At 66.6% G+C, this 22,314-nt stretch carries 22 protein-coding genes; 18 read left to right on the top strand and 4 right to left on the bottom strand.

The window, feature by feature from the left end:
• The 3 genes from KUO17_RS14075 to KUO17_RS14065 form a co-directional block, all read right to left on the bottom strand.
• Positions 1–1,490, bottom strand: a 1,490-nt coding sequence (locus tag KUO17_RS14075; RefSeq protein ID WP_217976156.1) for an ATP-binding protein, incomplete at its 3' end; no start/stop codon positions are given.
• Positions 1,487–2,380 (bottom strand): ABC transporter substrate binding protein, encoded by an 894-nt coding sequence (locus KUO17_RS14070; RefSeq protein WP_217976155.1) that lies wholly within the window; start codon positions 2,378–2,380, stop codon positions 1,487–1,489. The genes KUO17_RS14070 and KUO17_RS14075, both read right to left, overlap by 4 nt.
• Entirely contained in the window at positions 2,380–4,545 is a 2,166-nt protein-coding gene (locus tag KUO17_RS14065; protein ID WP_217976154.1) for a TonB-dependent receptor plug domain-containing protein, read from the bottom strand. Before KUO17_RS14065 ends, KUO17_RS14070 begins: the two co-directional genes overlap by 1 nt.
• A 117-nt stretch (positions 4,546–4,662) precedes the next feature.
• Between KUO17_RS14065 and KUO17_RS14060 the strand changes: the two genes are divergently transcribed.
• The 15 genes from KUO17_RS14060 to KUO17_RS13990 all read left to right on the top strand — a co-directional run bounded on the left by KUO17_RS14060 (position 4,663) and on the right by KUO17_RS13990 (position 19,142).
• A complete protein-coding gene (locus KUO17_RS14060) occupies positions 4,663–5,688 on the top strand; it encodes an NAD(P)H-dependent glycerol-3-phosphate dehydrogenase (protein WP_217976153.1) in 1,026 nt (341 codons plus the stop codon).
• A gap of 15 nt (positions 5,689–5,703) precedes the next feature.
• The gene (locus KUO17_RS14055; RefSeq protein WP_217976152.1) at positions 5,704–6,051 is read left to right on the top strand and encodes a DUF4389 domain-containing protein; all 348 of its coding nucleotides are present in this window, start codon (positions 5,704–5,706) and stop codon (positions 6,049–6,051) included.
• On the top strand, positions 6,048–6,503 hold the full coding sequence (sixA, locus tag KUO17_RS14050) for a phosphohistidine phosphatase SixA (protein ID WP_217976151.1): 456 nt from the start codon (positions 6,048–6,050) through the stop codon (positions 6,501–6,503). The genes KUO17_RS14055 and sixA overlap by 4 nt, the downstream gene beginning before the upstream one ends.
• A gap of 25 nt (positions 6,504–6,528) precedes the next feature.
• On the top strand, positions 6,529–6,972 hold the full coding sequence (locus tag KUO17_RS14045) for a hotdog fold thioesterase (RefSeq protein ID WP_217976150.1): 444 nt from the start codon (positions 6,529–6,531) through the stop codon (positions 6,970–6,972).
• A 79-nt stretch (positions 6,973–7,051) separates the two neighbouring features.
• Complete coding sequence (locus KUO17_RS14040) at positions 7,052–7,399, top strand: hypothetical protein (protein WP_217976149.1); 348 nt, start codon at positions 7,052–7,054, stop codon at positions 7,397–7,399.
• 92 nt (positions 7,400–7,491) lie between these two features.
• Complete coding sequence (locus tag KUO17_RS14035; RefSeq protein WP_217976148.1) at positions 7,492–8,283, top strand: alpha/beta fold hydrolase; 792 nt, start codon at positions 7,492–7,494, stop codon at positions 8,281–8,283.
• Positions 8,280–9,134 carry an alpha/beta fold hydrolase gene (locus KUO17_RS14030; protein WP_217976147.1) on the top strand — a complete coding sequence of 285 codons (855 nt, stop codon included), beginning with the start codon at positions 8,280–8,282 and terminating at the stop codon, positions 9,132–9,134. Before KUO17_RS14035 ends, KUO17_RS14030 begins: the two co-directional genes overlap by 4 nt.
• A gap of 115 nt (positions 9,135–9,249) precedes the next feature.
• A complete protein-coding gene (locus KUO17_RS14025) occupies positions 9,250–10,059 on the top strand; it encodes a DUF4892 domain-containing protein (RefSeq protein WP_217976146.1) in 810 nt (269 codons plus the stop codon).
• An 11-nt stretch (positions 10,060–10,070) separates the two neighbouring features.
• The gene (locus KUO17_RS14020; protein ID WP_217976145.1) at positions 10,071–11,123 is read left to right on the top strand and encodes an AI-2E family transporter; all 1,053 of its coding nucleotides are present in this window, start codon (positions 10,071–10,073) and stop codon (positions 11,121–11,123) included.
• A gap of 223 nt (positions 11,124–11,346) precedes the next feature.
• The gene (gene kdpF, locus KUO17_RS14015; protein WP_217976144.1) at positions 11,347–11,436 is read left to right on the top strand and encodes a K(+)-transporting ATPase subunit F; all 90 of its coding nucleotides are present in this window, start codon (positions 11,347–11,349) and stop codon (positions 11,434–11,436) included.
• An 8-nt stretch (positions 11,437–11,444) separates the two neighbouring features.
• A complete protein-coding gene (gene kdpA / locus KUO17_RS14010) occupies positions 11,445–13,139 on the top strand; it encodes a potassium-transporting ATPase subunit KdpA (RefSeq protein WP_217976143.1) in 1,695 nt (564 codons plus the stop codon).
• 10 nt (positions 13,140–13,149) lie between these two features.
• A complete protein-coding gene (gene kdpB, locus KUO17_RS14005) occupies positions 13,150–15,201 on the top strand; it encodes a potassium-transporting ATPase subunit KdpB (RefSeq protein ID WP_217976142.1) in 2,052 nt (683 codons plus the stop codon).
• Positions 15,202–15,216: 15 nt separating this feature from the next.
• Complete coding sequence (gene kdpC / locus KUO17_RS14000; protein ID WP_217976141.1) at positions 15,217–15,777, top strand: potassium-transporting ATPase subunit KdpC; 561 nt, start codon at positions 15,217–15,219, stop codon at positions 15,775–15,777.
• Between the two features lie 15 nt (positions 15,778–15,792).
• Complete coding sequence (locus KUO17_RS13995; protein WP_217976140.1) at positions 15,793–18,447, top strand: sensor histidine kinase; 2,655 nt, start codon at positions 15,793–15,795, stop codon at positions 18,445–18,447.
• Positions 18,444–19,142, top strand: a complete 699-nt coding sequence (locus KUO17_RS13990) for a response regulator (RefSeq protein ID WP_217976139.1) — start codon at positions 18,444–18,446, stop codon at positions 19,140–19,142. The genes KUO17_RS13995 and KUO17_RS13990 overlap by 4 nt, the downstream gene beginning before the upstream one ends.
• Positions 19,143–19,187: 45 nt before the next feature.
• Here the strand turns inward: KUO17_RS13990 and KUO17_RS13985 are convergent, their stop codons facing one another.
• The gene (locus KUO17_RS13985) at positions 19,188–20,207 is read right to left on the bottom strand and encodes a patatin-like phospholipase family protein (RefSeq protein ID WP_217976138.1); all 1,020 of its coding nucleotides are present in this window, start codon (positions 20,205–20,207) and stop codon (positions 19,188–19,190) included.
• Between the two features lie 159 nt (positions 20,208–20,366).
• On the opposite strand from KUO17_RS13985, the gene KUO17_RS13980 reads away from it, so the two are divergent.
• The 3 genes from KUO17_RS13980 to KUO17_RS13970 all read left to right on the top strand — a co-directional run bounded on the left by KUO17_RS13980 (position 20,367) and on the right by KUO17_RS13970 (position 22,314).
• Positions 20,367–20,645, top strand: a complete 279-nt coding sequence (locus tag KUO17_RS13980; RefSeq protein WP_217976137.1) for a hypothetical protein — start codon at positions 20,367–20,369, stop codon at positions 20,643–20,645.
• 14 nt (positions 20,646–20,659) lie between these two features.
• A complete protein-coding gene (locus KUO17_RS13975; protein WP_217976136.1) occupies positions 20,660–21,427 on the top strand; it encodes a CHAD domain-containing protein in 768 nt (255 codons plus the stop codon).
• Between the two features lie 83 nt (positions 21,428–21,510).
• Entirely contained in the window at positions 21,511–22,314 is an 804-nt protein-coding gene (locus KUO17_RS13970) for an acyl-CoA thioesterase (protein WP_217976135.1), read from the top strand.

Here is a 22,314-nt window from a genome sequence, read left to right as displayed (position 1 = left end):
GGGGGGGCTGGGGCGCACAGCGCCAGGGGCATTTCCAGGGTAAAGGTCGAGCCTTTGCCCTCGCGGCTTTCGGCGCGCAGCGTGCCGCCCATGCGTTCGGTCAGGGTGCGTGCGATCGACAAGCCCAGGCCGGTGCCGCCGTAGCGCCGTGAAATCGAGCTGTCGGCCTGCTGGAAGGCCTGGAACATGGTCTCCAGGCGCGTGCTGTCGATACCGATGCCGGTATCGCGCACCGCGCAGGTGAACCAGATCAGCTGACGATCCAGTACCTGCCAGCGCGGCTCGATCTGCACACTGCCCTGTTCGGTGAACTTCAGGGCGTTGCCGATCAGGTTCACCAGTACCTGGCGGATCCGCGTGGGGTCGCCGGCCACGCGCAGTTGCTCCATGCCTGGGGGCAGTGGTGCCTGCAATATCAGCCCGCGCTGCTGGGCGGCATGCTGAAACGACTGTGTGCAACTGCCGATCAGCTCGGCCAGGTTGAAATCGATGTGTTCCAGTTCCAGCGTGGTGCGCTCGATCCGCGAGAAATCGAGGATGTCATTGATCACCTTGAGCAAATGCCCGGTCGACTCGCTGGCCACCGCCGCGTACTCGCTCTGTTCATCGCTAAGCAGGGTGGTCTGCAACAGTTGCAACATGCCAAGCACGCCGTTCATCGGCGTGCGCAGCTCATGGCTCATCATCGCCAGGAAGTCCGACTTGGCCCGGTTCGCCTGTTCGGCCTCTTCGCGGGCCTGGATCAGCTGTGCGATGGCCTGCTGCTGTTCGTGGCTGGCCTGGGCCAGGCCGCTGGCCAGGTTGTTGATGTGGCGGGCCAGATGGCCCAGCTCGCTGTCGTCGACCACCGGCAGTGGTGCGTTGAAGTCGCCCTGCTGGATCGCCTTGACCGCATGCCCCATGTCGCTGATCGGACGCGACAGGCTCAGGGCCAGGCGGCGCGCCAGCACAAAGGTGAAGAGCAGGGCGAACAGTGCCAGGATCGCGGCCTTGATGACGATCTCCTGCTGGCGCTGGTTGAACGCATCGTCGGACATGCCGACGATCACCCGCCCCAGGTAGTCATCGCCATTGGCCGAGGCCGGGCTGCCGTTGTGCAGGAAGTCATTCTCCAGAAAGATCCGCTGCAGGCGGATCGGTGCCTGGAACACCTCGACCTGCTGAGGGCGGTTTTCATGTTCGTCGGGTTGCTCGACATACACCAGGATGTGGTTGGCGCTGTCCTGCACCTCGAGAAAACGCACGTGCGGGATGGTCAGGGTGGCGCGCATCAGGCTCTCGAGCACTTCGTCGTTGCCGGAGATCACCCCGTATTCCGAGGCCGGGGCCAATTGGTTGGCGATCAGCTGGCCGGTATGGTTGAGCTCCTGGCGCAAGTCCTGGATGCGCACGAAGGTGAAAAAACTGATCAACAGCAGCGTCAGCAGCAGGGCAGGGCCCAGGCTGATGATCTGGGTGCGGGTATTGATGTCCCAGCTCAGTTTCTTCATGGGTGAATCTCTCCTGCGGCCACGGCCTGCTGTGCGGCCGCCGGGTCTATTGCCTCAATGCCCAGCGCGCGGGCAACCTGCCGGTTGCCGGTCACGCGAAAATGCTCGGGGTAGCGTTCCCGTGGCCATTGGGCCGGGGGCTGATCAAGCAGGCGCGTGAGCACTGCCAGCCAGTCTTGCTGATCACTCAGGGTGCTGGCCAGCCCCCCGGCACGCACGAACCCGGCATTGGGGCCGATCAGCGGCACTTGTCGTGCATAGCTGCTGAGCAGCAGGTTTTTCGCGGTATGGGGGTTGTACAACTGCAGGTCATCCAGGCCCAGCAGCACGTCGCTGTTCTTCAACACGGCCTGCAGCGGGCGATTGTCGCGCGGATCGGGCCAGGCCTGGGCGACGATTTTCAGGCCCAGCGGCCGCGCGGCCTGGCGCAACTCTTCCAGCAGGAAGCTGCTGTGTTCAGCGTAGAGCACGCCAATGCGCCTGGCTTGCGGCAACAGGTAGTGGGTCAGGCGCAACTGGCGGGCCAGCGGCGGGTCGCTCCACAGCAGGCTCAGGTAGGCGGGGCGTACCCCGCCCAGGCGTCGCTCTGCCTGCACCCGGGTGATGCGCAGCGCCAGCGCCGGCGGGCCGTCGGCCTGGCTCAGGCGCCAGTCCAGGGCGGCCGTGTCCAGCAGCACCAGGCGTGTGGCTGGCGCCAGGCGAACGGGTGCGGGCAGTTCGGCGACGGGCACGAAGCGTACCCGGTCGGCAGGCCGCTGCTGGCGCAGGGCCTGGACGAAGCCGCGTACTGACGCCGTGTCCTGGGCCGCGGTAAGCACGATGTCGCCGGCTGAAAGTGCCGTCAGCGGCCACATCAGCATCAGCAGCAGGCAACGCTGCAGCAGGCGCATCAGAACGCCAGTTCCGCGCTGAAATACAGCACATGGCGGCTGTCATAGCGGTTCTGCATGGCACTGGTGGGCTCGTCGTCCAGGCGCTGCTGCAGCATGCCGGCCAGCTCCAGGCTGGCACGCTGCACAGGGATGCGCTTGGCCACGCGCAGGTCGAGGCGTTCGAAACGGTATTGGTTGAGCGCGTCGTCGCCATAGTAGAACAGGGCACTGGACCAGCCCTGGCCCCACTCGCGCAACCAGCCGGCCGAGCCACTGTTGCGTGCGCTCATGGCGTGGTCGTCGGGGTTGCTGGCCCAGGCATCGACATACGCGTAGGTCAGGCGCAGGCGGTCGGTGGCACCCAGGCGCCAGTCCAGTTGCGCTTCGCTGCCGGTGAAGCGGGCCTTGTTGGCGTTGCTGGCGATGTACTGGTTGTTGCGCAGCGGTTCACTGACCATGCCGGTGATTTCGTCATGGAACAGCTTGAGGTCGACGCTCAGCCCAGCCTCGCTGAAGTAGCCGTTATAGCCCAGCTCGCGCGAGCGCATGCGCTCCTGGTCGAGGTTGCCGGGGCCACGGGTCTTGACGAAGTATTCACCGCTGCGCCGGCCGAACGCGCCAGGGCTGAGGTTGTCGACACGGTAGCTCCAGTTGACGTTGTTCTCGAACATGTCGGGCGAGCGCACCGCCTCCGAATACACTGCGCGCAGGCCATGGCGCGGGGTGATCAGGTAGTTGAGCGCCACGCGCGGAGTCAGCGAACTGCCCGACAGGCGGGCGTCTTCGAACATGGCGCCGCCCTGGACGATCCAGTGCTCGTCGGCCTGCCATTCGAGCTGGCCGAACAGGCGCCAGGTGCTGTCGTCCACGCTGCCATTGAAATAGGTCTGCGAATCGGCGCGGTCGTAGCGGTAGTTGATCCCGCTGACCAGGCGCAGGCTGTCCGACAGGCTCAGGGTGTCCTGCACTTCGAGGTCCACGCGTGTTTCACGGGTGCTCTGGTCTATGTCGCCGCACACCTGGTTGGCGCCGCCGTTCTGCCACTGCTGCTTGACCTGGGTGGCCAGCGCCTGCTCCCGGGCGCTGCCCGGCGGAATCGGCGCGGTGATGTTGCGCGCCAGACGCTCGGTGAAGTCGGGGTTGAGCCGCCACAGCTGGGTCAACTGCGGGCTGAACGAGATCGCCGCATCGCAGGCGCGCCACACCTGCTGACGGTCCCAGTGCAGTGCCGAGGCCTGCACATAGAGGCTGTGCTGTGGGTCGAGATCGAGGTTCCAGCGCACCGAGCCTGCATAGTCCTTGGCATTCACGTCGGCATTGTTGCCGGCACCGGTCACACCGTAGAACACCGGCTTGTAGGTGTAAGGACGCTGGTCGCTGCCCTCCTTGGCGGAAAACTGCCAGTCCAGGCTCTGGTCGACTGCCAGGGCGTGGCTGACGCTCAGGCTCAGGCGTGTCAGGCGGCGGCTGTCACGGTAATCCTGGGCGCGCGCATCTTCGTCGAAGCCGTCGTCCTGCATGCCCGACAGCGACAGGCGCAGGTCGCCACCGTCCCACCCCATGCCCTGGCTGGCGTACCAGTCATCGATGCCGCGCTGTCCACGGGTCACCTTGAGCCGGGTGCCGTGGCTGTCGGCCGGGCTGCGGGTGAGGATGTTGACCACTGCCATCAGGGCGTTGGCCCCGTAGCTGACCGTATTGGGGCCGCGGAATACTTCGATGCGCTCGATATCTTCCAGTGCCAGCGGGATGTCGCTCCAGTCCACCGTGGCCAGGCCTGCGCGGTACACCGAGCGGCCGTCGATCAGAACCTGCATGCGCCGTGCATCGTTGCCGTTGCTGCCGTGGTAGTTGACGCTCGGCTGGTTGCCGGCGCCGTAGCCGATCATCATGCCCGGTACCAGACGCAGCAACTCCGGGATGTCGCGGGCGCCGCTGGCGCGGATCAGTTCGCTGTCGAGCACGCTCATGCTGCCCGGTACCGCTGCCGGTGATTGCTTGAGCCGGGTGGCGGTGAGAATCTGCGGCAGCGCCTGGCTGTCGACGAACAGATCGTGCGCCACCGCCTGGCCGCCCAGCAGGGCAGTCAGCAGGAGCAGCGGGCGCGAAACAGGAGGGCCAGGGAGCACGGCACGGCCTTGATAACAGGTAGTAGCCGCGCATGTTAACCGAGTAGCCGGCATTTTCCAGTGATCGAACCGCTATCGCTGCGGTCGAATCGCACATCTGGCGCTGGTCGTGGCCCCAAGCCTCCGTATAATGCTGGCGTCGCCACTTTTATGGGTTTTAACGGATTGGATATGACTGAGCAGCAGCCTGTTGCAGTTCTGGGGGGAGGGAGCTTCGGTACCGCCGTGGCGAACCTGCTGGCCGAAAATGGCGTTGGGGTGCGGCAGTGGATGCGCGACCCCGAACAGGCCGAGGCCATGCGCAACAACCGTGAAAACCCGCGCTACCTCAAAGGCGTGAAAATCCACGCCGGGGTCGAGCCGGTCAACGACCTGCTCGCGACCCTGCAGGCCTGCGAGCTGATTTTCGTCGCTTTGCCCTCCAGCGCCCTGCGCAGCGTGCTGGCGCCGCATGCCCAGTTGCTGGGCGGCAAGCTGCTGGTGAGCCTGACCAAGGGCATCGAGGCGCAGAGCTTCAAGCTGATGAGCCAGATCCTCGAGGAAATCGCCCCGCAGGCGCGTATTGGCGTGCTGTCGGGGCCGAACCTGGCGCGTGAGGTGGCCGAACACGCGCTGACCGCCACGGTGGTCGCCAGCGAAGACGAGCAGTTGTGCCAGCGCGTGCAGGACGTGCTGCATGGGCGCACCTTTCGCGTGTACGCCAGCAACGACCGCTTCGGCGTGGAACTGGGTGGTGCACTGAAAAACGTCTACGCGATCATTGCCGGCATGGCGGTGGCGCTGGGCATGGGCGAAAACACCAAGAGCATGCTGATTACCCGCGCGCTGGCCGAGATGACCCGCTTTGCGGTGAGCCAGGGTGCCAACCCGATGACCTTCCTGGGCCTGGCCGGGGTTGGCGACCTGATCGTCACCTGCTCGTCGCCCAAGAGCCGCAACTACCAGGTCGGTCACGCCCTGGGCCAGGGCCTGAGCCTGGACGAGGCGGTCAATCGCCTCGGCGAGGTGGCCGAAGGCGTCAACACCCTCAAGGTGCTCAAGGCCAAGGCCCAGGAAGTACAGGTCTATATGCCGCTGGTGGCCGGCCTGCATGCGATCCTGTTCGAAGGCCGAACGTTGAACCAGGTGATCGAGCTGCTGATGCGTGGCGAGCCGAAAACCGACGTCGATTTCATTTCCACCCGTGGTTTCAACTGAACACAGGAGCAAGGCATGAACGAATCCCCGAAACAGGCACAGCGCGAGTCGATCATCCTGCGGGTGCTGTGGATGCTGGTGTTTGTACTGGTCTGGCAACTGGCCGAACTGCTGCTGGCGGGCCTGGTGGTGGTGCAGCTGGTGTACCGGCTGATCTATGGCGCGCCGAGCGCCAGCCTGATGAACGTTGGCGACAGCCTGAGCCAGTTCCTGGCGCAGATCGGTCGCTTCGCCAGCTTTCACAGTGACCAGAAGCCCTGGCCGTTCGCCGACTGGCCGGCGCCGCGTGCGCCCGAAGGCGAAACCGCCCACAGCGTACCGCCTGCACCGCACCCGGTGCGTGACGAAGAGCCCAAGCTGTGAAGCTGTGGGTGCTGCGCCACGGTGAAGCCGAGCCGCACGCCAACAGTGACGCCGAGCGCCGCCTGACCGCCCACGGCCGCGAGCAGGTGCTGCGCAGCGCTGCGCACCTGCTCGGCAAGGCACCCCAGGTGATCCTGGCCAGCCCCTATGTGCGTGCGCAGCAGACCGCTGCGCTGGTCCACGAGGCGCTGGGTTTTGACAAGCCGGTGCAGACCGTGCCGTGGCTGGCCCCCGAAAGTGACCCGCAGCAGGTCATCGCCGAACTGGACCTGTTGGGCGTCGAGGAGATCCTGCTGGTAAGCCATCAACCGCTGGTGGGCGCCCTGGTCAGCCTGCTCGAGCACGGCCACCGCCGGCAACCGGCACCGATGAGCACCGCCAGCCTCGCGCAGCTTGACGGCGAGCACCCGCTGGCTGGCCTGATGACCTTGCGCAGCCTCACTCACCCCTGATCGCCCAACCGACAAGGACTGACCCATGAGTCTCTGGAAAACCCAGCCCGATATCGACCAGCTCAACGCTCGGCAGCACAACACCATTGGCGAGTTGCTGGACATCCGTTTCGAATCCTTTACCGAAGATTCCCTGAGCGCCAGCATGGTCGTCGACCATCGGACCCATCAGCCGTTCGGCCTGCTGCATGGTGGCGCCTCGGTGGTACTGGCCGAAAGCGTCGGCTCCATGGCCAGCTACCTGTGCATCGATACCAGCCGTTACTACTGCGTCGGGCTGGAGATCAACGCCAACCACCTGCGCGGGGTAAGCAGCGGGCGGGTCACGGCCACCGCGCGGCCGGTGCATATCGGCCGCAGCACCCACGTCTGGGATATCCGCCTGAGCACCGATGAGGGCAAGGCCAGCTGCATTTCACGGCTGACCATCGCTGTGATTGCGCTGGGTGAGACCCCGCCGGGTACCTGATAGTTATGTCAGTTGTTGCGTATTGCCCATCTTGTTAGCGTCCCACCAGGCACTGCACGCGGTGTGAAAGGAGCGGGTGATGAGCAAACGGAACATTGAGATGGCAGGCTCGGCGTATTTCTACGACGTTGTGCGGCAGGTCGAACGCGCACAGGCACTCGATTTTGCCGAGTACCATGTACTGAAGGACAGCGCCGAGGCCAAGCTCGATGAGCTGATGCGGCGCCTTGAAGGGTTGCGTGAGCTCAAGCAGTTTCGCGAAGCCTGTAGGGATATGGGGCACAAGCTGCAGAGCACCTGCCTGGCGCTGCGAAGGGCGGACCTCACCCCCGAGCAGAGGTGCAAGGCGCGAGAAGCGATGGAGTATCAGGTGCTGTACCTGCAAGCCTGCCTGCACCGATCCATATCCAGTTTCGACGTGTATTGACCTGATCGTCGTGCTCCATGGCCTGTACGGATGTTGCCGCATGTTGCGACGGCACCCACAATGGCGCCATTCCCCTTCGCGGACCGGCGACCATGACCCAGCAGATCTTTTTCGCCCACGCCAACGGCTTCCCCTCTGGCACTTACGGCAAGCTGTTCGCCGCGCTGGCGCCCGACTACCAGGTCAGCCACCTGCCGCTGCATGCGCACGATCCGCGTTTCCCGGTGAATGACAACTGGCAGAACCTGGTGGACGAGCTGCTCCATCACCTCCAGCAGCAGCCCGCGCCAGTATGGGGGGTAGGGCACTCGCTGGGCGGCGTGCTGCACCTGCATGCCGCGCTGCGCTGCCCACAGTACTACCGGGGCGTGGTGATGCTCGACTCGCCGGTGCTGACCCGTACCGACGAGTGGTTGATCCGGCTGGCCAAGCGGCTGGGGTTCATCGACCGCATCACCCCGGCCGGGCGCACGCTGGGGCGCCGTGAGGCCTTCGCCGACCGTGACAGTGCGCGTGCCTACTTCACCGGCAAAGCCCTGTTTCGCCACTTCGATCCCGAGTGTTTCGAGGCCTACCTGGAGCATGGCCTGCACGCCGATGGCGAGCAGTTGCGGCTGCGCTTCGACCCGGCCACCGAGATCAGCATCTACCGCAGCCTGCCGCACATCAGCCCAGGCCACAGCCGGCAACTGGCGCTGCCGCTGGCGATGGTGGGTGGCACCCGTAGCAAGGTGGTACGCCGGCACCATGCGCGGGCCGTGCGCAACATGGCCCAGGGCGAATTTCACCGCCTGCCCGGTGGGCACATGTTTCCGCTGGAGCGCCCGCATGACACGGCCAGTCTGCTCAAGGGGCTGTTTGATCGCTGGCAGGAGGGCGCGTGATGACGGGGGTAGAGGAAGTACGTCTGGACCTGGGCCACATCGAACTGGCCGCGCACCTGTTCGGCCCTGCCGATGGGCAGCCGGTCATCGCCTTGCACGGCTGGCTGGACAACGCCAATACCTTCGCCCGGTTGGCGCCCCGGTTGCGCGGATTGCGTGTGGTAGCGCTGGACCTGGCCGGGCATGGCTATTCAGAACACCGCCCCGCGGGCGCCAGCTACGCGCTGTGGGATTACGCCTACGACGTGCTACGGGTGGCCGAACAGCTGGGCTGGCAGCGCTTTGCCCTGCTCGGGCACTCGCTGGGGGCGATCATCGCGGTGGTACTGGCTGGCGCCTTGCCCGAACGCGTCAGCCGCCTGGCGCTGATCGACGGGGTGATCCCGCCCGGCGCCGGCCCGCAGGACACCGCCGAACGCATGGGCATGGCCTTGCAGGCGCAGCTGCGCCAGGGCAGCCGGGGCAAGACGGTGTACCCGACCCTGGAACAGGCGGTGCAGGCGCGCATGCAGGGCATGGTGGCGGTCACCCGCGAAGCGGCCGAGCTGCTCGCCCAGCGCGGCCTGATGCCGGTACCCGGTGGCTACACCTGGCGCAGCGACAGCCGCCTGACCTTGCCCTCGCCACTGCGCATGAGCGAAGCGCAGGCCCTGACCTTCGTGCAGCGGCTTGCCTGCCCGACCCAACTGGTGGTCGCCAGCGACGGCATGCTGGCGCGCAACACGGCGTTGCTCGAACAGCTACCCTTCAACCTGGAACAGCTGCCGGGCGGGCATCACCTGCACTTGAACGACGAGGCCGGCGCACGCCTTGTTGCAGACTGTTTCAATCGCTTCTTTGCCATTCCTTGACTTGCGGCGGGCAACTGTCGAGGCTTGGCGGGTTGAACAGGGAGACAACCATGATCAAGCGCGACACCGTTGCACCAATTATTGCCATCGAGGCCGTCCGTGCCATGGCTCGCCAATGAGTATTTCGCGTCTGATTCGTACAGGCCTTGTCGGGCTTGCCGTGCTCGCCAGCACCCCACTGATGGCCGATCAGCTTCCGGTACCGCTGGATGCCAAGGTAGTGGGCGAGACCCGGGAGCAGGAACGGGAGCAGGAACAGGAGCGGGTGTACCCGCTGGGCTCACTGCGCAAGATCAGCAATGTAGTGCGCATGGACGGCAAGGTCGAGGGGCGTGGCCAGGTCAGCTACGCCACCTACCAGCTGCCCGCCGAGCGCAACGCCAACGAAGCCTTCACGGCGGCGCGCGAAGCCTTGCAGGCCGCCGGTGGCTACCCGCTGTTCTGGTGCCAGGCGCAGGACTGCGGTGAAAGCAGCCTGTGGTCCGCACAGTTGGCAGGCCGGTTCAACCTGACCGGTGCCGACAACCAGCAGGCGTTCATCCTGCTGCGCCGATCGGGCGCCGCCAGCGATACCCTGGTCGCGCTGTACAGCATCACCAAGGGTAACAAGCGCGCCTACCTGCACGTGGAAGAGTTTGTCGCCAACGCACCGCTGGGTGAAGTGCTGCCCACACCGGCCACGGTGCAGCGCGAGCTGCTCAGCACCGGCAAGCTCGACTACGCCGACCTCAAGGGTGAACCGCAGCCGGCGTGGGTCAACCTGCTGTCGCGCAGCCTCAACCTCAACAGCACCTTGCGCGTGAGCCTGACCGGCGCCCAGGCCGAAGCCTGGCGCGAGCAACTGGTCAAGGCCGGCGTGCGCCAGGCGCGCCTTGAAGTGGGGTCGCAGCCGGCCGCCGGCCTGCATGTCGAACTGATCCGCTGAGCGGGGCCACTATGCTCAACAATGATCGCCTGCTGGTACAGATACTCCTTCTCGGCCTGCTGGGTGCGGGCCTATGGGTGATGGCGCCGTTCATTTCGGCCTTGCTCTGGGGGGCGATCCTGGCCTATGCCAGCTGGCCGCTGATGCGCCTGCTGACCCGGCTGTTCGGCGGGCGCGAAACCCTGGCGGCGAGTCTCCTCACCGTGTTGTGGATGTTGCTGGTGGCGCTGCCGCTGGTCTGGCTTGGGTTCAACCTGGCCGACCATGTTCGCGATGCCACCGCATTCATCCGTGACGTGCAGGTCGACGGCCTGCCCGATGCGCCGGCCTGGCTGAGCGGTGTACCGCTGGTGGGCGAACGCCTGGTGGGGTTCTGGGACACCCTCGACCAGCAGGGCGCGGCTTTGCTGGCCGCGATCAAGCCACACCTGGGGCAGGTGGGCAACTGGCTGCTGGCGCGCAGTGCGCAGATCGGCGGCGGGGTTCTGGAGCTTACCTTGAGCCTGGTCTTCGTGTTCTTCTTCTACCGCGACGGGCCGCGCCTGTCGGCCTTCGTGCTGCGCCTGCTGAACCGGCTGATTGGCGAGCGTGCCGAGTACTACCTGGACCTGGTGGCCGGTACCGTGCAGCGGGTGGTCAACGGGGTGATCGGCACGGCAGCGGCGCAAGCCCTGCTGGCACTGATCGGCTTCATGATCGCCGGGGTGCCGGGGGCGCTGGTGCTGGGCCTGGTCACCTTCATGCTCAGCCTGATCCCGATGGGGCCGCCACTGGCCTGGGTGCCGGCCACCGCCTGGCTGGCCTGGCAGGGGCAGTACGGCATGGCGGTGTTCCTGGGCATCTGGGGTACGTTCATCATCAGTGGCGTGGACAACGTGCTCAAGCCGTACCTGATCAGCCGCGGCGGCAACCTGCCGCTGGTGATCGTGTTGCTGGGGGTGTTTGGCGGGTTGCTGGCCTTTGGCTTCATCGGCCTGTTCATCGGGCCCACGTTGCTGGCCGTGGCCTACAGCCTGCTGCTGGACTGGACGCGCAGCGAGCCGCTGAGCCCGCCGCGGGCGTAGGCGCAAAGGCTGGCGGCCCCTGCGCTTTCACACCAGCTCCCACAGGTACCCCATTGTCCTTGAGTACAGTGGGGAACCTGCGGGAGAGGCGGCTCGACGTATCGACCCCTCCTGATATTTACGCATTCTTTATACCCAACCCCCGCTAGCCCTCTCGCGCCTTTACGCGCCCCTTCCCGACAATCACCGTCAGCGGCACCGTGCCGCAGGACGGAGATTCTTCATGAGCATTCTGGAAGGGGTGTCGCTGCTGTTGGCAGTGGCGTTGTGTGTGTACCTGATGGCCGCGTTGCTGCGCGCCGATCGCGACTAGGAGCAGCCATGCACAGTCACGACTACGCGTTGCTGCTGGTTTTTTTTGCCCTGGTGCTGTTGCCGGCACCGTGGCTAGGGCGCTTTTACTACAACGTCATGGAAGGCCAGCGCACCTGGTTGTCGCCGCTACTGGGGCCGCTGGAGCGGGGGTGCTACCGGGTTGCCGGGGTTGACCCGGCGACCGAGCAGAGCTGGCAAACATATGCGCTGGCGCTGCTCGCCTTCAATCTCGCGGGCTTCGTGCTGCTGTTCGCCGTGCTGCTGTTGCAGGGCCACCTGCCGTTGAACCCGCAGCACCTGCCCGGCCAGGCGTGGTCACTGGCGTTCAACACCGCCGTCAGCTTCATGACCAACACCAACTGGCAGTCGTACAGTGGCGAAGCCTCGCTCAGCTACCTCAGCCAGATGCTCGGCCTGACCGTGCAGAACTTCGTCAGTGCCGCCACCGGCCTGGCTGTACTGGTCGCCCTGTGCCGTGGCATCGCCCGGCGCTCGGCCGCCACCCTGGGCAATTTCTGGGTCGACATGACCCGCGCCACCCTCTACGGGCTGCTGCCACTGTGCCTGGTGCTGGCGCTGCTGCTGGTGTGGCAGGGCGTGCCGCAGACCTTCAGCGACTACGTGCACGCCGTGACCCTGCAAGGCGCCGAGCAGCTCATACCGCTGGGCCCGGCCGCCAGCCAGATCGCGATCAAGCAACTGGGCACCAACGGCGGGGGCTTCTTCGGCGTGAACTCGGCGCATCCGTTCGAGAACCCGAGCGCCTGGAGCAACCTGTTCGAGGTGGCCTCGATCATCCTGATCCCGGTGGCCCTGGTGTTCACCTTCGGCCACTACGTCAAGGACCTGCGCCAGAGCCGCGCGATCATCGCGTGCATGCTGGCGCTGTTCCTGATCGGCGGCGCCACCGCCCTCTGGTCCGAGTACCAGCCCAATCCTGCGCTGAACAACCCGCTGGTGGAGCAGGCAGCGCCGCTGGAAGGCAAGGAAAGCCGCTTCGCCACCACCGCCAGCGTGCTCTGGAGCGTGACCACCACGGCGGCCTCCAACGGCTCGGTGAACGCCATGCACGACAGCCTGAGCCCGCTCGGCGGCATGGTCGCGATGGTCAACATGATGGTCGGGGAGGTGATCTTCGGCGGGGTCGGCGCCGGCCTCTACGGCATGCTGCTCAACGTGCTGATCGCCGTGTTCCTGGCCGGGCTGATGATCGGGCGCACCCCGGAGTACCTGGGCAAGAAATTGCAGGCTCGTGAGGTGCAGTTGCTGGTGGCGAGCTTGCTGGTGATGCCGGTCGGTGTGCTGGTACTCGGTGCCCTGGCCACCAGCCTGCCGGGCCCGGCAGCCGCCGTCAGCAACCCGGGGCCGCATGGCTTCAGTCAGTTGCTCTACGCCTACACCTCGGCCAGCGCCAACAACGGTTCGGCGTTTGCCGGGCTGGGCGCCAACACCCCCTTCCACAACCTGATGATCGGCCTGGGCATGTTGATCGGGCGCTTCGGCTACATCCTGCCGGTGCTGGCCCTGGCTGGCAGCCTGGCCCTGAAGAAGAGCGCGCCGGTGGGCCAGGACAGCTTCCCGACCCACGGCCCGCTGTTCGTCACGCTGCTGCTGGTGACCATCCTGCTGATCGGTGGCCTGACCTTCCTGCCAGCCCTGGCCCTTGGCCCGGTCGCTGAACACCTGAGCCTGGGCTTGTGAGGACACAACCATGAACATGCCTGTCCCTGAAATGAAGGCGGCCCCGGCCGCCGCTGCCCGCACCACCATCGCCGCACTCTGGCGGCCGGCCCTGGTGCAGGCGTTCGTCAAGCTCGACCCGCGCCAGCTCAAGCGTGCCCCGGTGATGCTGGTGGTGGAACTGACCGCGATCTTCACCACGGTGGTGTGCCTGCTGCCAAGCCAGGTGCCCACTGGCGTATCGGTGCAGATCGCCATGTGGCTGTGGTTCACCGTACTGTTCGCCAATTTTGCCGAAGCCCTCGCCGAAGGCCGGGGCAAGGCGCGCGCCGATAGCCTCAAGGCCGGCAGCCAGGGCCTGAACGCCCGGCGTCGCACGCGCTCGGGTGATTTCGAGGTGGTGCTGGCCAGCGACCTGCGCAAGGGCGATGTGGTGCGTGTCGAGGCCGGCGAGATGATCCCCGGCGACGGCGAGGTGATCGAGGGTATCGCTGCGGTCAACGAGGCGGCCATCACCGGTGAGTCTGCGCCGGTGATCCGCGAGTCCGGTGGCGACCGCTCGGCGGTTACCGGCAACACTCGGCTGGTCTCCGACTGGCTGCTGGTGCAGATCACCAGCAATCCCGGCGAGTCGACGCTGGACCGCATGATCGCCCTGGTGGAAGGCGCCAAACGCCAGAAAACCCCCAATGAGATCGCCCTCGACATCCTGCTGATCGGCCTGACGCTGATCTTCCTGGTGGTGGTGGTTACCCTGCAACCGTTCGCGCATTTTGCCGGCGGCAGTATCCCCATGATCTTCCTGGCGGCGCTGCTGGTGACGCTGATTCCCACCACCATCGGCGGCCTGCTGTCGGCCATCGGCATCGCCGGCATGGACCGCCTGGTGCGGCTCAACGTGATCGCCCGTTCCGGGCGCGCAGTGGAGGCGGCGGGTGACGTGCATGTGCTGCTGCTGGACAAGACCGGCACCATCACCTTCGGCAACCGCCGCTGCAGTGCGGTGCACGCCGCCCCTGGCATCAGTGCCCGTGAGCTGGGCGAGGGCGCCTTGCTAGCCTCGCTGGCCGACGATACCGCCGAGGGCAAGTCGATCGTCGAGTACCTGCGCCAGTGGCATGACATCTCTACGCCCGACGCCACGCAACTGGTGCCGGTCGCATTCAGCGCCGAAACCCGCCTGTCGGGGGTCGACTTCGGCGTGCACCGCTATCGCAAGGGGGCGGTGGACTCGGTACTGGCCTTCGTCGGCATGCAGCGCCTGGACCTGCCCGCCGCGCTGGCCCGTGAAGTGGAGCGTATCGCCCAGAGCGGCGGCACGCCGTTGCTGGTGTGCGTGGACAAGCGCCTGCTTGGCGTGATCCACCTCAAGGACGTGGTCAAGCCCGGCATTCGCGAGCGCTTTGCCGAGCTGCGTACGCTGGGCATCCGCACCGTGATGGTGACCGGTGACAACCCGCTGACCGCCGCCGCCATCGCCGCCGAAGCCGGGGTCGACGACGTGCTGGCCGAGGCCACGCCCGAGAAGAAGCTGGCGCGCATTCGCCAGGAGCAGAACGACGGGCGCCTGGTGGCCATGTGCGGTGATGGCGCCAACGATGCGCCGGCGCTGGCCCAGGCGGATGTCGGCATGGCCATGAACGACGGCACCCAGGCGGCTCGCGAGGCGGCCAACATGGTCGACCTGGACAGCGACCCCACCAAGTTGCTGGAGGTGGTGCAGGTGGGCAAGGAACTGCTGGTGACCCGCGGGGCGCTGACGACCTTTTCCATCGCCAACGACGTGGCCAAGTACTTTGCCATCCTGCCTGCCCTGTTTGCCGCGATCTACCCGCAGTTGGGCGTGCTCAACCTGATGCAACTGGCCAGCCCGCAGAGCGCGATCGTCTCGGCGATCGTGTTCAACGCGCTGATCATCGTGGTGCTGATCCCGCTGGCGCTGCGCGGGGTGCGCGTGCAGGCGGCGAGTGCCGCGCAACTGCTGCGGCGCAACCTGCTGATCTATGGCCTGGGCGGGCTGATCGTGCCGTTCGCCGGGATCAAGCTGATCGACCTGCTGCTCAACGCGCTGCACCTGGTCTGAACCAAGGAGAGAGACATGACATCTGTCGTACGTCCGGCCCTGAGCCTGATTGTGTTGATGAGCCTGATCACCGGTGTGGCCTACCCACTGGTGGTCACCGGGGTCGCCCAGCTGGCGTTCCCCGAACAGGCCAATGGCAGCCTGCTGCATGACGCTACAGGGCAGGTACGCGGTTCGCGCCTGCTCGGACAGTCGTTCAGTGGCGATGCCTGGTTTCATTCGCGGCCGTCGGCGGCCGACTACGCCACCGTCGCCAGTGGCGCGAGCAACCTGGCGCCGAGCAACCCGGCCCTGGCCACGCGGGTCGGCGACGCAGCCCGCAGCCTGTATGTGCAAGCGCAGGGGCCGGTGCCACTGGCCCTGTTGACCACCTCCGCCAGCGGGCTGGACCCGCACCTGCCACCGGCCGCCGTGGCCTATCAGTTGCCGCGGGTGGCCGCGGCGCGGCAACTGCCGGTGGCGACCTTGCAAGGGCTGGTGGAGCAGTCCACCCTGCAGCCACTGGTGGGGCCACCGATAGTCGATATCCTGGCCCTGAACATGGCCCTCGACCTGCTGGCGCCGGCTACGAACTAAGGACATGCGTTGACCATGAGTGATTCAGTACGCGCCGATGCGTTGTTGGCCGAGTTGCCCCGTGAAGGGCGCGGCCGGTTGAAAGTGTTCCTGGGGGCGGCGCCCGGCGTAGGCAAGACCTACGCCATGCTGCAGGCTGCGCATGCCCAGGCGCGCCAGGGTGTGAAGGTGCTGGCGGGCATCGTCCAGACCCACGGGCGCAGCGAAACCGAGGCACTGCTGGGTGGCTTGGCGCAGCAGGCGCTGGTGCGCGCCGAGTACCGTGGCGTGATGCTCGAGGAAATGGACCTGGACGGCCTGCTCAAGGCTGTCCCGCACCTGGCGCTGGTGGACGAGCTGGCCCACAGCAACGCGCCCGGCAGCCGCCATGCCAAGCGCTGGCAGGATGTGCAGGAGCTGTTGGCGGCAGGCATCGACGTGTACACCACCGTCAACGTGCAGCACCTGGAAAGCCTCAATGACCAGGTGCGTGGCATCACTGGCGTGCAAGTGCGCGAGACGCTGCCCGACTGGGTGCTGCAGGAAGCCTTCGAGCTGGTGCTGATCGACCTGCCGCCGCGCGAACTGCTCGAGCGCCTGCGCGATGGCAAGGTGTACGTGCCGGAGCAGGCGCGTGCGGCGATCGACGCGTTCTTCACCCAGACCAACCTCACCGCCCTGCGTGAGCTGGCCATGCAGACCGCTGCGGCGCAGGTGGACGCCGACCTGGCGCACGGCTACCGCACCCTGGGCCAGGATGCCCCGGCATTGCGCGGGCGGCTGCTGGTCGGCGTGGATGGCGATGCCCAGGCCGAGCGCCTGGTGCGCCACGCCAGCCGGGTGGCGCAGCGTCGTCATTTGCCCTGGAGCCTGGTGCACGTGGACAACGGCCGGCTGCGTGACGAAAACGCCCGCCAGCGCCTGCAGGCGGCGCAGCAACTGGCCGAGCGCCTGGGGGGCGAAGTGGTGCTGCTGCGCGCGGGCGAGGTGGCCAAAACCCTGATCCAGCATGCCCTGCAACGGCGTGCCAGCCTGGTGCTGGTCGGCCAGTCGCGTGATCGGCTGCGCCGGCGCTGGTTTGGCGCCGGGGTGGCGGCGCGCCTGCTGCGCGAGGCGCACGGGCTGGAGATCAACGTGCTGGACCGCGATGCCCAACCCGCGCCGCCACGTGCACAGGTGGCCAGGGCCTGGGCGTGGCGGCATTACCTGTTGGCGCTGCTGGCGACGCTGCTGGCCAGTGCGTTGGCGTGGGGAGTGGCGGGGCTGCTGGCGTTGCCCAACATTTCCCTGGTGTTCCTGGCGGCAGTGCTGCTGGTGGCGGTGCGCAGCAGCCTGGGGCCTGCGCTGGTGTGTGCGGCACTGTCGTTCCTGGCCTACGACTTTCTGTTCATCCCGCCGAATTTCTCCCTCAGCATCCAGCGCGAGGAGGACGTGCTGACCCTGGTGTTCTTCCTGCTCATGGCCGCACTGACCGGCAACCTGGCCGCACGCCAACGTCGTCAGGTGCAGGCCCTGCGCGAAACCCAGGAGCAGACCGGGCAGTTGCTCGACCTGTCGCGCAAGCTGACTGCCGCCACCGACCGCCAGGCCGTGTTCAGCGCTGCCGGGCAGCACCTGGAGGGCTGGACGGACGTGCAGATGTGCCTGCTGGAGCGCGATGCCGAAGGCCTGTTGCAGGTGGCCAGCGGCGGTGCGCTGCAGTTCAGCGACAACGAACGGGCGGCCGCCGACTGGGCCTGGCAGCACGACCAGGCTGCCGGCCTTGGCAGTGACACCTTGCCCAACGGGCGCTGGTGGTGGTGGCCGCTGTCAGTGGACGAAGGCCCGCTGGCGCTGCTGGGTGTACGCCCGCGTGAAGGCCGGTTGCTGAGCGCGCCACGCCGACGACTGCTCAAGGCCCTTAGCCAGCCGTTGGCCCAGGCGCTGGCACGTGCGCGCCTGGCCGATCAACTGGAGGCCGCGCGCCTGCACGGTGAGACCGAGCAACTGCGCAGTGCGTTGCTGGCGTCGGTGTCGCACGACCTGCGCACTCCGCTGACTGCCATGCGCGGCAGCATCGACAGCCTGCTGGCGCTGGGCGAGGCGATCCCGGCGCAGGACCGGCGTGAACTGCTTGAAGGCACCCGTGACGAGGCCGAACGCCTGGACCGCTACATCCAGAACCTGCTCGACATGACCCGCCTGGGGCATGGCGGGCTCAAGCTGGCGCGTGACTGGGTGGCGCCGGCCGACATTGTCGCCAGTGCCCTGAGCCGCTTGCGCGTGCTGCTGGCACCGCTGCAGTTGCGCACCGAGGTCCCGGCCGAGTTGCCGCTGCTGTACGTGCATGCGGCGCTGATCGAACAGGCGCTGATCAATGTGCTGGAGAACGCCGCACGCTTCTCGCCCGTGCACGGTCGCCTCGAACTGCGGGTGAGCGTGGAGGCCGGCCTGCTGTGCGTTGCCGTGGCTGACCAGGGGCCGGGGATTGCCGTGGAAGATCGCGCGCGCATCTTCGACATGTTCTACACCGCCGCGCGCGGTGATCGGGGCGGGCAGGGCACCGGGCTGGGGTTGGCGATCTGCCAGGGCATGATCGGTGCCCATGGCGGGCAGATCCGGGTGGCTGACGGCCTGGATGGCCAGGGCACCTGCATCACACTATGCTTGCCGCTCCCGGCCCAACCTGAACTCGACAGCGAGACCCCATGAGCCTGAGCGCGACCGTGCTGGTCATCGACGACGAACCGCAGATCCGCAAGTTCCTGCGCATCAGCCTGAGCTCGCAGGGCTACAAGGTGGTGGAGGCCGGTACGGCCGCCGAGGGCTTGAGCCAGGCGGCATTGTCCCGCCCGGACCTGGTGGTGCTGGACCTGGGCCTGCCGGACATGGACGGGCAGCAGGTGCTGCGCGAACTGCGCGAGTGGAGCCAGGTGCCGGTGCTGGTGCTGTCGGTGCGCGCCAGCGAGGTGCAGAAGGTCGAGGCGCTGGATGGCGGGGCCAATGACTATGTGACCAAGCCGTTCGGTATCCAGGAGTTCCTGGCGCGGGTGCGCGCATTGTTGCGCCAGGCGCCGCAGGCGCTGGCCGAAGAGTCGGCGCCGTGCTTCGGGCCGTTGACCGTGGACCTTGCCTACCGGCGGGTGACGCTGGCGGGGGAAGAAGTGGCGTTGACACGCAAGGAGTATGCGTTGCTGGCGCAACTGGCGCGCCATCCGGGTCGGGTGATCACCCAGCAGCAACTGCTCAGGGATATCTGGGGGCCGAGCCATGTGGACGACAGCCACTATTTGCGGATCGTGGTGGCGCATGTGCGCCAAAAGCTTGGGGACGACCCGACGGCGCCGCGCTTCATCGTCACCGAGCCTGGGGTGGGGTATCGCCTGATCGGGCCGCAGCAAACGTAATGGCCCCTTCGCCGGCCTTGCCGGCGAAGGGGCTGGTACTGACGGCTAGCGCCGCTCGGCCTCGTAGTTGTCCAGCGTATCGCGCGCAATCTCGCGCCCCAGTGCGATCAGCTCGGGGGCCTTGTAGAACTCGAAGAAACGGCATACCCGCTTGGGCACGTTGATCAGGATATCGGGCGGGTACCCGGCGATCTTGTACTGCGCCAGTGACGTCTGCATCACCTCGAAACTCTGGTTGATCAGGTCCAGCAGCGAGGCCGGCCCGACGTTGTCGATGATGAACGAGCCCGTCGCCGATTTTGGCGCACCCGCCGACTCGGGCGCCGCCGCCGGCTGCTGCGCCTCGGGCTCGGCCGCATCGCTCAGCCACGGGTTGGGCGCGGCCTGCTCGATGCGGATCAGCCCCTCGGCCGCCTTGCGCCGGAACGGCAGGTGCGAGCCCAGCGAGCTGATCAGGTTGTCGAAGCGCAACTTGAACGCCGCCGGGCGCTCGATCACCGGTAGCTGATAATGCTTCTGGTTGGTCGAGTTGAGGTTCACCGCCACGATCAGGTCGCAATGGCTGGACACCACCGGGATGATCGGCAGCGGGTTGAGAATGCCGCCATCGACCAGCATGCGGTTGCCCTGCACCACCGGGGTGAACAGGCTCGGGATCGCCGCCGAGGCGCGCATCGCCTGGTGCAGGCAGCCCTCCTGGAACCAGATCTCCTGCTGGTTGGTGAGGTCGGCGGCCACGGCGGTGTAGGGGATGCGCAGGTCTTCGATGTTGATCTCGCCGACGATCTTGCGGATCTGCCCGAACACCTTTTCGCCACGGATCGCGCCCAGGCGGAAACTCACGTCCACCAGGCGCAGTACATCGAGGTAGTCCAGGCTTTCGATCCAGCGCCGGTATTCGTCGAGTTTGCCGGCAGCATAGATGCCGCCGATCACCGCGCCCATCGAACAGCCGGCGATGCAGGCGATGTCGTAGCCCCGTCGCTCCAGTTCTTCGATCACGCCAATATGTGCATACCCTCGGGCGCCGCCCGAGCCCAGCACCAGTGCTACGCGTTTGCCCATGATGGTTCCTTGCGCCTGTCCGTCGCCAATGCCCTAACAATGCACCTATTGGTGGCTGTGCTTCAATCGTGACAAGCGCTGCGCTACGCTGAACAGGGCACTTTTTGCGCGCTGTGACGTCGAAGTGCCATCTGAACATCTTCCTTTGAGGTATCACCGATGAAAGCCTGGATCTGTCTTCCCCTGATTGCCCTGGTCCTTGGCGGTTGTGCCGGCAAGACGGCCTACCGTGACAGTTGCGGCAATCAGCTTGATTCAGCCTGGAAGGAGCTTGACCTGGCCAAGGCCGAAGGCTTTGCCGGTACCGTCAGCTACTCCAAGGCCCTGTCGCTGTTGACCGGGGCCAAGACCCAGCAGCAGTTCGAAGCGTTCGAGGGCTGCAGCAAGAAGGCCGAGAAAGCGCGCTTCTATATTCGCGAATCGCGCGCCGGCCGTTGACCAGGGAGTAGACCATGTCGGCGATGCTCGACCATGTGATTGCCCAGGTGCTGAGCCTGCACGTGCGCCTGCTGGCCTGCCAGGCACGTCTGGCGGCCGATACCGACAGCGAGGCGTTGCACGACCTGCGCACCAGCGTGCGGCGCCTGCGCAGCCTGCTGCGGCCTTTGCGTGGCTACCCAGGGGTCGACCAGCTGGAAGCGGCGGCAGCCGCGGTGGGCCAGGTGACTACGCCGCTGCGTGACAGCGAGGTGCTGGCCGCGCAATTGCTCGAGCGCGGGCAACGGGTCGCGGCGCAGCAGCGCCTTTCCGGGCGCCCGCGCACCTTCGCGGCAGTGGCCGCCAGCGCCGAGCTGACGAAACTGCTGGGGGTTGTCGACGCCTTCCCGATGTTCCTGCGCGCCGCGCAGCGTCAGCAGATCATGCGCAAGCTCAAGCCGCGCCTCGACAAGCGCCTCGACAAGCAGTGGCGCCAGTTGCTGCGTGCCCTGCACGACCCGGCGCATGACCGTCACCGCCTGCGCCTGCTGATCAAGCGCGTGCGCTATGGCGCCGAGGCGTACCCGCAGCTTGATCATCTGCCTTCGGCCCTGCGCCGTACCCTCAAGCGTGCCCAGGGTGATCTGGGCGACTGGCACGACCTGTTGCAGTGGCTGCTGCAAGCCGAGCAGCAGCCGGACCTGGCCCCGTGTGTCGCGCACTGGCGTGAGCAGCAGCAGGCTGCCGAGCAAACGGCAGACCGCACGCTGGAGACCTTGGCGAGCGAAATCAAGCGTCGATAGCCGCGTATTTGGCAGATTTGCGGCCTGTTTGCCCAGTGCTGGCTGGGTAACATCGACACATTTGCGCTCAGGTCGAGGTACCGATGAATTTTTCCCAATTGCTGACCGCTGTGCGTTTGCAGCCCCAGGCGGTGGTCATCCCCGCCGAGTGGGCGCAGGGGCGCGCCTGCTTTGGCGGGCTGATGGCGGCCCTGCTGTACGAGGCCATGCATGCCAAGGTCGCGCCGGACCGTCCGGTACGCTCGCTGGCCATCACCTTTGTCGGCCCGGCCGAGCCCGGCATGCCGATCAGTTTTGAAGTGGAGCCGCTGCGCGACGGCAAGGCCGTCAGTTCGCTGCTGGGGCGCGCCGTGCAGAATGGCCAGGTGGTGACGCTGATCCAGGGCAGCTTCGGCGCCGGGCGCAGTTCGGTGGTGGAGGTGGCCGCGTTGCCGGCGGTGGCGCTCAAGCCCCTGGCCGAGGCCACACCCGAGATGCCTTACATCAAGGGCATCACCCCTGAATTCATTCGTCACCTGGCGTTGCGCTGGGGGATCGGCGGCTTGCCCTACAGCAACACCCAGGCCCGCAGCATGGGCGGCTGGGTACGCCTGCGCGGCGAGGATGTGGTCGAAGAGCTGGTGACCGAGGCGCACCTGCTGGCGCTGGTCGATGCCTGGCCCCCGGCCTTGCTGCCGCACCTGAGCACGCCGGCGCCTGGCAGTACCCTGACCTGGACCATCGAGTTCGTGCAGCCGGTGGCGAGCCTGACCACCCTGGACTGGTGCCAGTACTGCGCCCAGATCGACTATGCCCGTGATGGCTACGGGCATGTGTCGGCAGCCCTGTGGACCGCTGCAGGGGACCTGCTGGCAATCAGTCGCCAGACCGTCACCGTGTTTGGTTGA

It is taken from the genome of Pseudomonas aegrilactucae (genome assembly GCF_019168305.1).
GTDB classification, from domain to species: Bacteria; Pseudomonadota; Gammaproteobacteria; order Pseudomonadales; family Pseudomonadaceae; genus Aquipseudomonas; species Aquipseudomonas aegrilactucae.
The sequence above is the reverse complement of the archived record's forward strand: the minus strand, read 5'-3'. Positions and strand labels throughout refer to the sequence as shown.

Coding starts and splice junctions, on each gene's coding strand:
- KUO17_RS14070 (WP_217976155.1), bottom strand. CDS start 2,380: ATGCGCCTGCTGCAGCGTTGCCTGCTGCTGATGCTGATGTGGCCGCTG.
- KUO17_RS14065 (WP_217976154.1), bottom strand. CDS start 4,545: ATGCCGGCTACTCGGTTAACATGCGCGGCTACTACCTGTTATCAAGGC.
- KUO17_RS14060 (WP_217976153.1), top strand. CDS start 4,663: ATGACTGAGCAGCAGCCTGTTGCAGTTCTGGGGGGAGGGAGCTTCGGT.
- KUO17_RS14055 (WP_217976152.1), top strand. CDS start 5,704: ATGAACGAATCCCCGAAACAGGCACAGCGCGAGTCGATCATCCTGCGG.
- KUO17_RS14045 (WP_217976150.1), top strand. CDS start 6,529: ATGAGTCTCTGGAAAACCCAGCCCGATATCGACCAGCTCAACGCTCGG.
- KUO17_RS14040 (WP_217976149.1), top strand. CDS start 7,052: ATGAGCAAACGGAACATTGAGATGGCAGGCTCGGCGTATTTCTACGAC.
- KUO17_RS14035 (WP_217976148.1), top strand. CDS start 7,492: ATGACCCAGCAGATCTTTTTCGCCCACGCCAACGGCTTCCCCTCTGGC.
- KUO17_RS14025 (WP_217976146.1), top strand. CDS start 9,250: ATGAGTATTTCGCGTCTGATTCGTACAGGCCTTGTCGGGCTTGCCGTG.
- KUO17_RS14020 (WP_217976145.1), top strand. CDS start 10,071: ATGCTCAACAATGATCGCCTGCTGGTACAGATACTCCTTCTCGGCCTG.
- kdpF (WP_217976144.1), top strand. CDS start 11,347: ATGAGCATTCTGGAAGGGGTGTCGCTGCTGTTGGCAGTGGCGTTGTGT.
- kdpA (WP_217976143.1), top strand. CDS start 11,445: ATGCACAGTCACGACTACGCGTTGCTGCTGGTTTTTTTTGCCCTGGTG.
- kdpB (WP_217976142.1), top strand. CDS start 13,150: ATGAACATGCCTGTCCCTGAAATGAAGGCGGCCCCGGCCGCCGCTGCC.
- kdpC (WP_217976141.1), top strand. CDS start 15,217: ATGACATCTGTCGTACGTCCGGCCCTGAGCCTGATTGTGTTGATGAGC.
- KUO17_RS13995 (WP_217976140.1), top strand. CDS start 15,793: ATGAGTGATTCAGTACGCGCCGATGCGTTGTTGGCCGAGTTGCCCCGT.
- KUO17_RS13990 (WP_217976139.1), top strand. CDS start 18,444: ATGAGCCTGAGCGCGACCGTGCTGGTCATCGACGACGAACCGCAGATC.
- KUO17_RS13985 (WP_217976138.1), bottom strand. CDS start 20,207: ATGGGCAAACGCGTAGCACTGGTGCTGGGCTCGGGCGGCGCCCGAGGG.
- KUO17_RS13980 (WP_217976137.1), top strand. CDS start 20,367: ATGAAAGCCTGGATCTGTCTTCCCCTGATTGCCCTGGTCCTTGGCGGT.
- KUO17_RS13975 (WP_217976136.1), top strand. CDS start 20,660: ATGTCGGCGATGCTCGACCATGTGATTGCCCAGGTGCTGAGCCTGCAC.
- KUO17_RS13970 (WP_217976135.1), top strand. CDS start 21,511: ATGAATTTTTCCCAATTGCTGACCGCTGTGCGTTTGCAGCCCCAGGCG.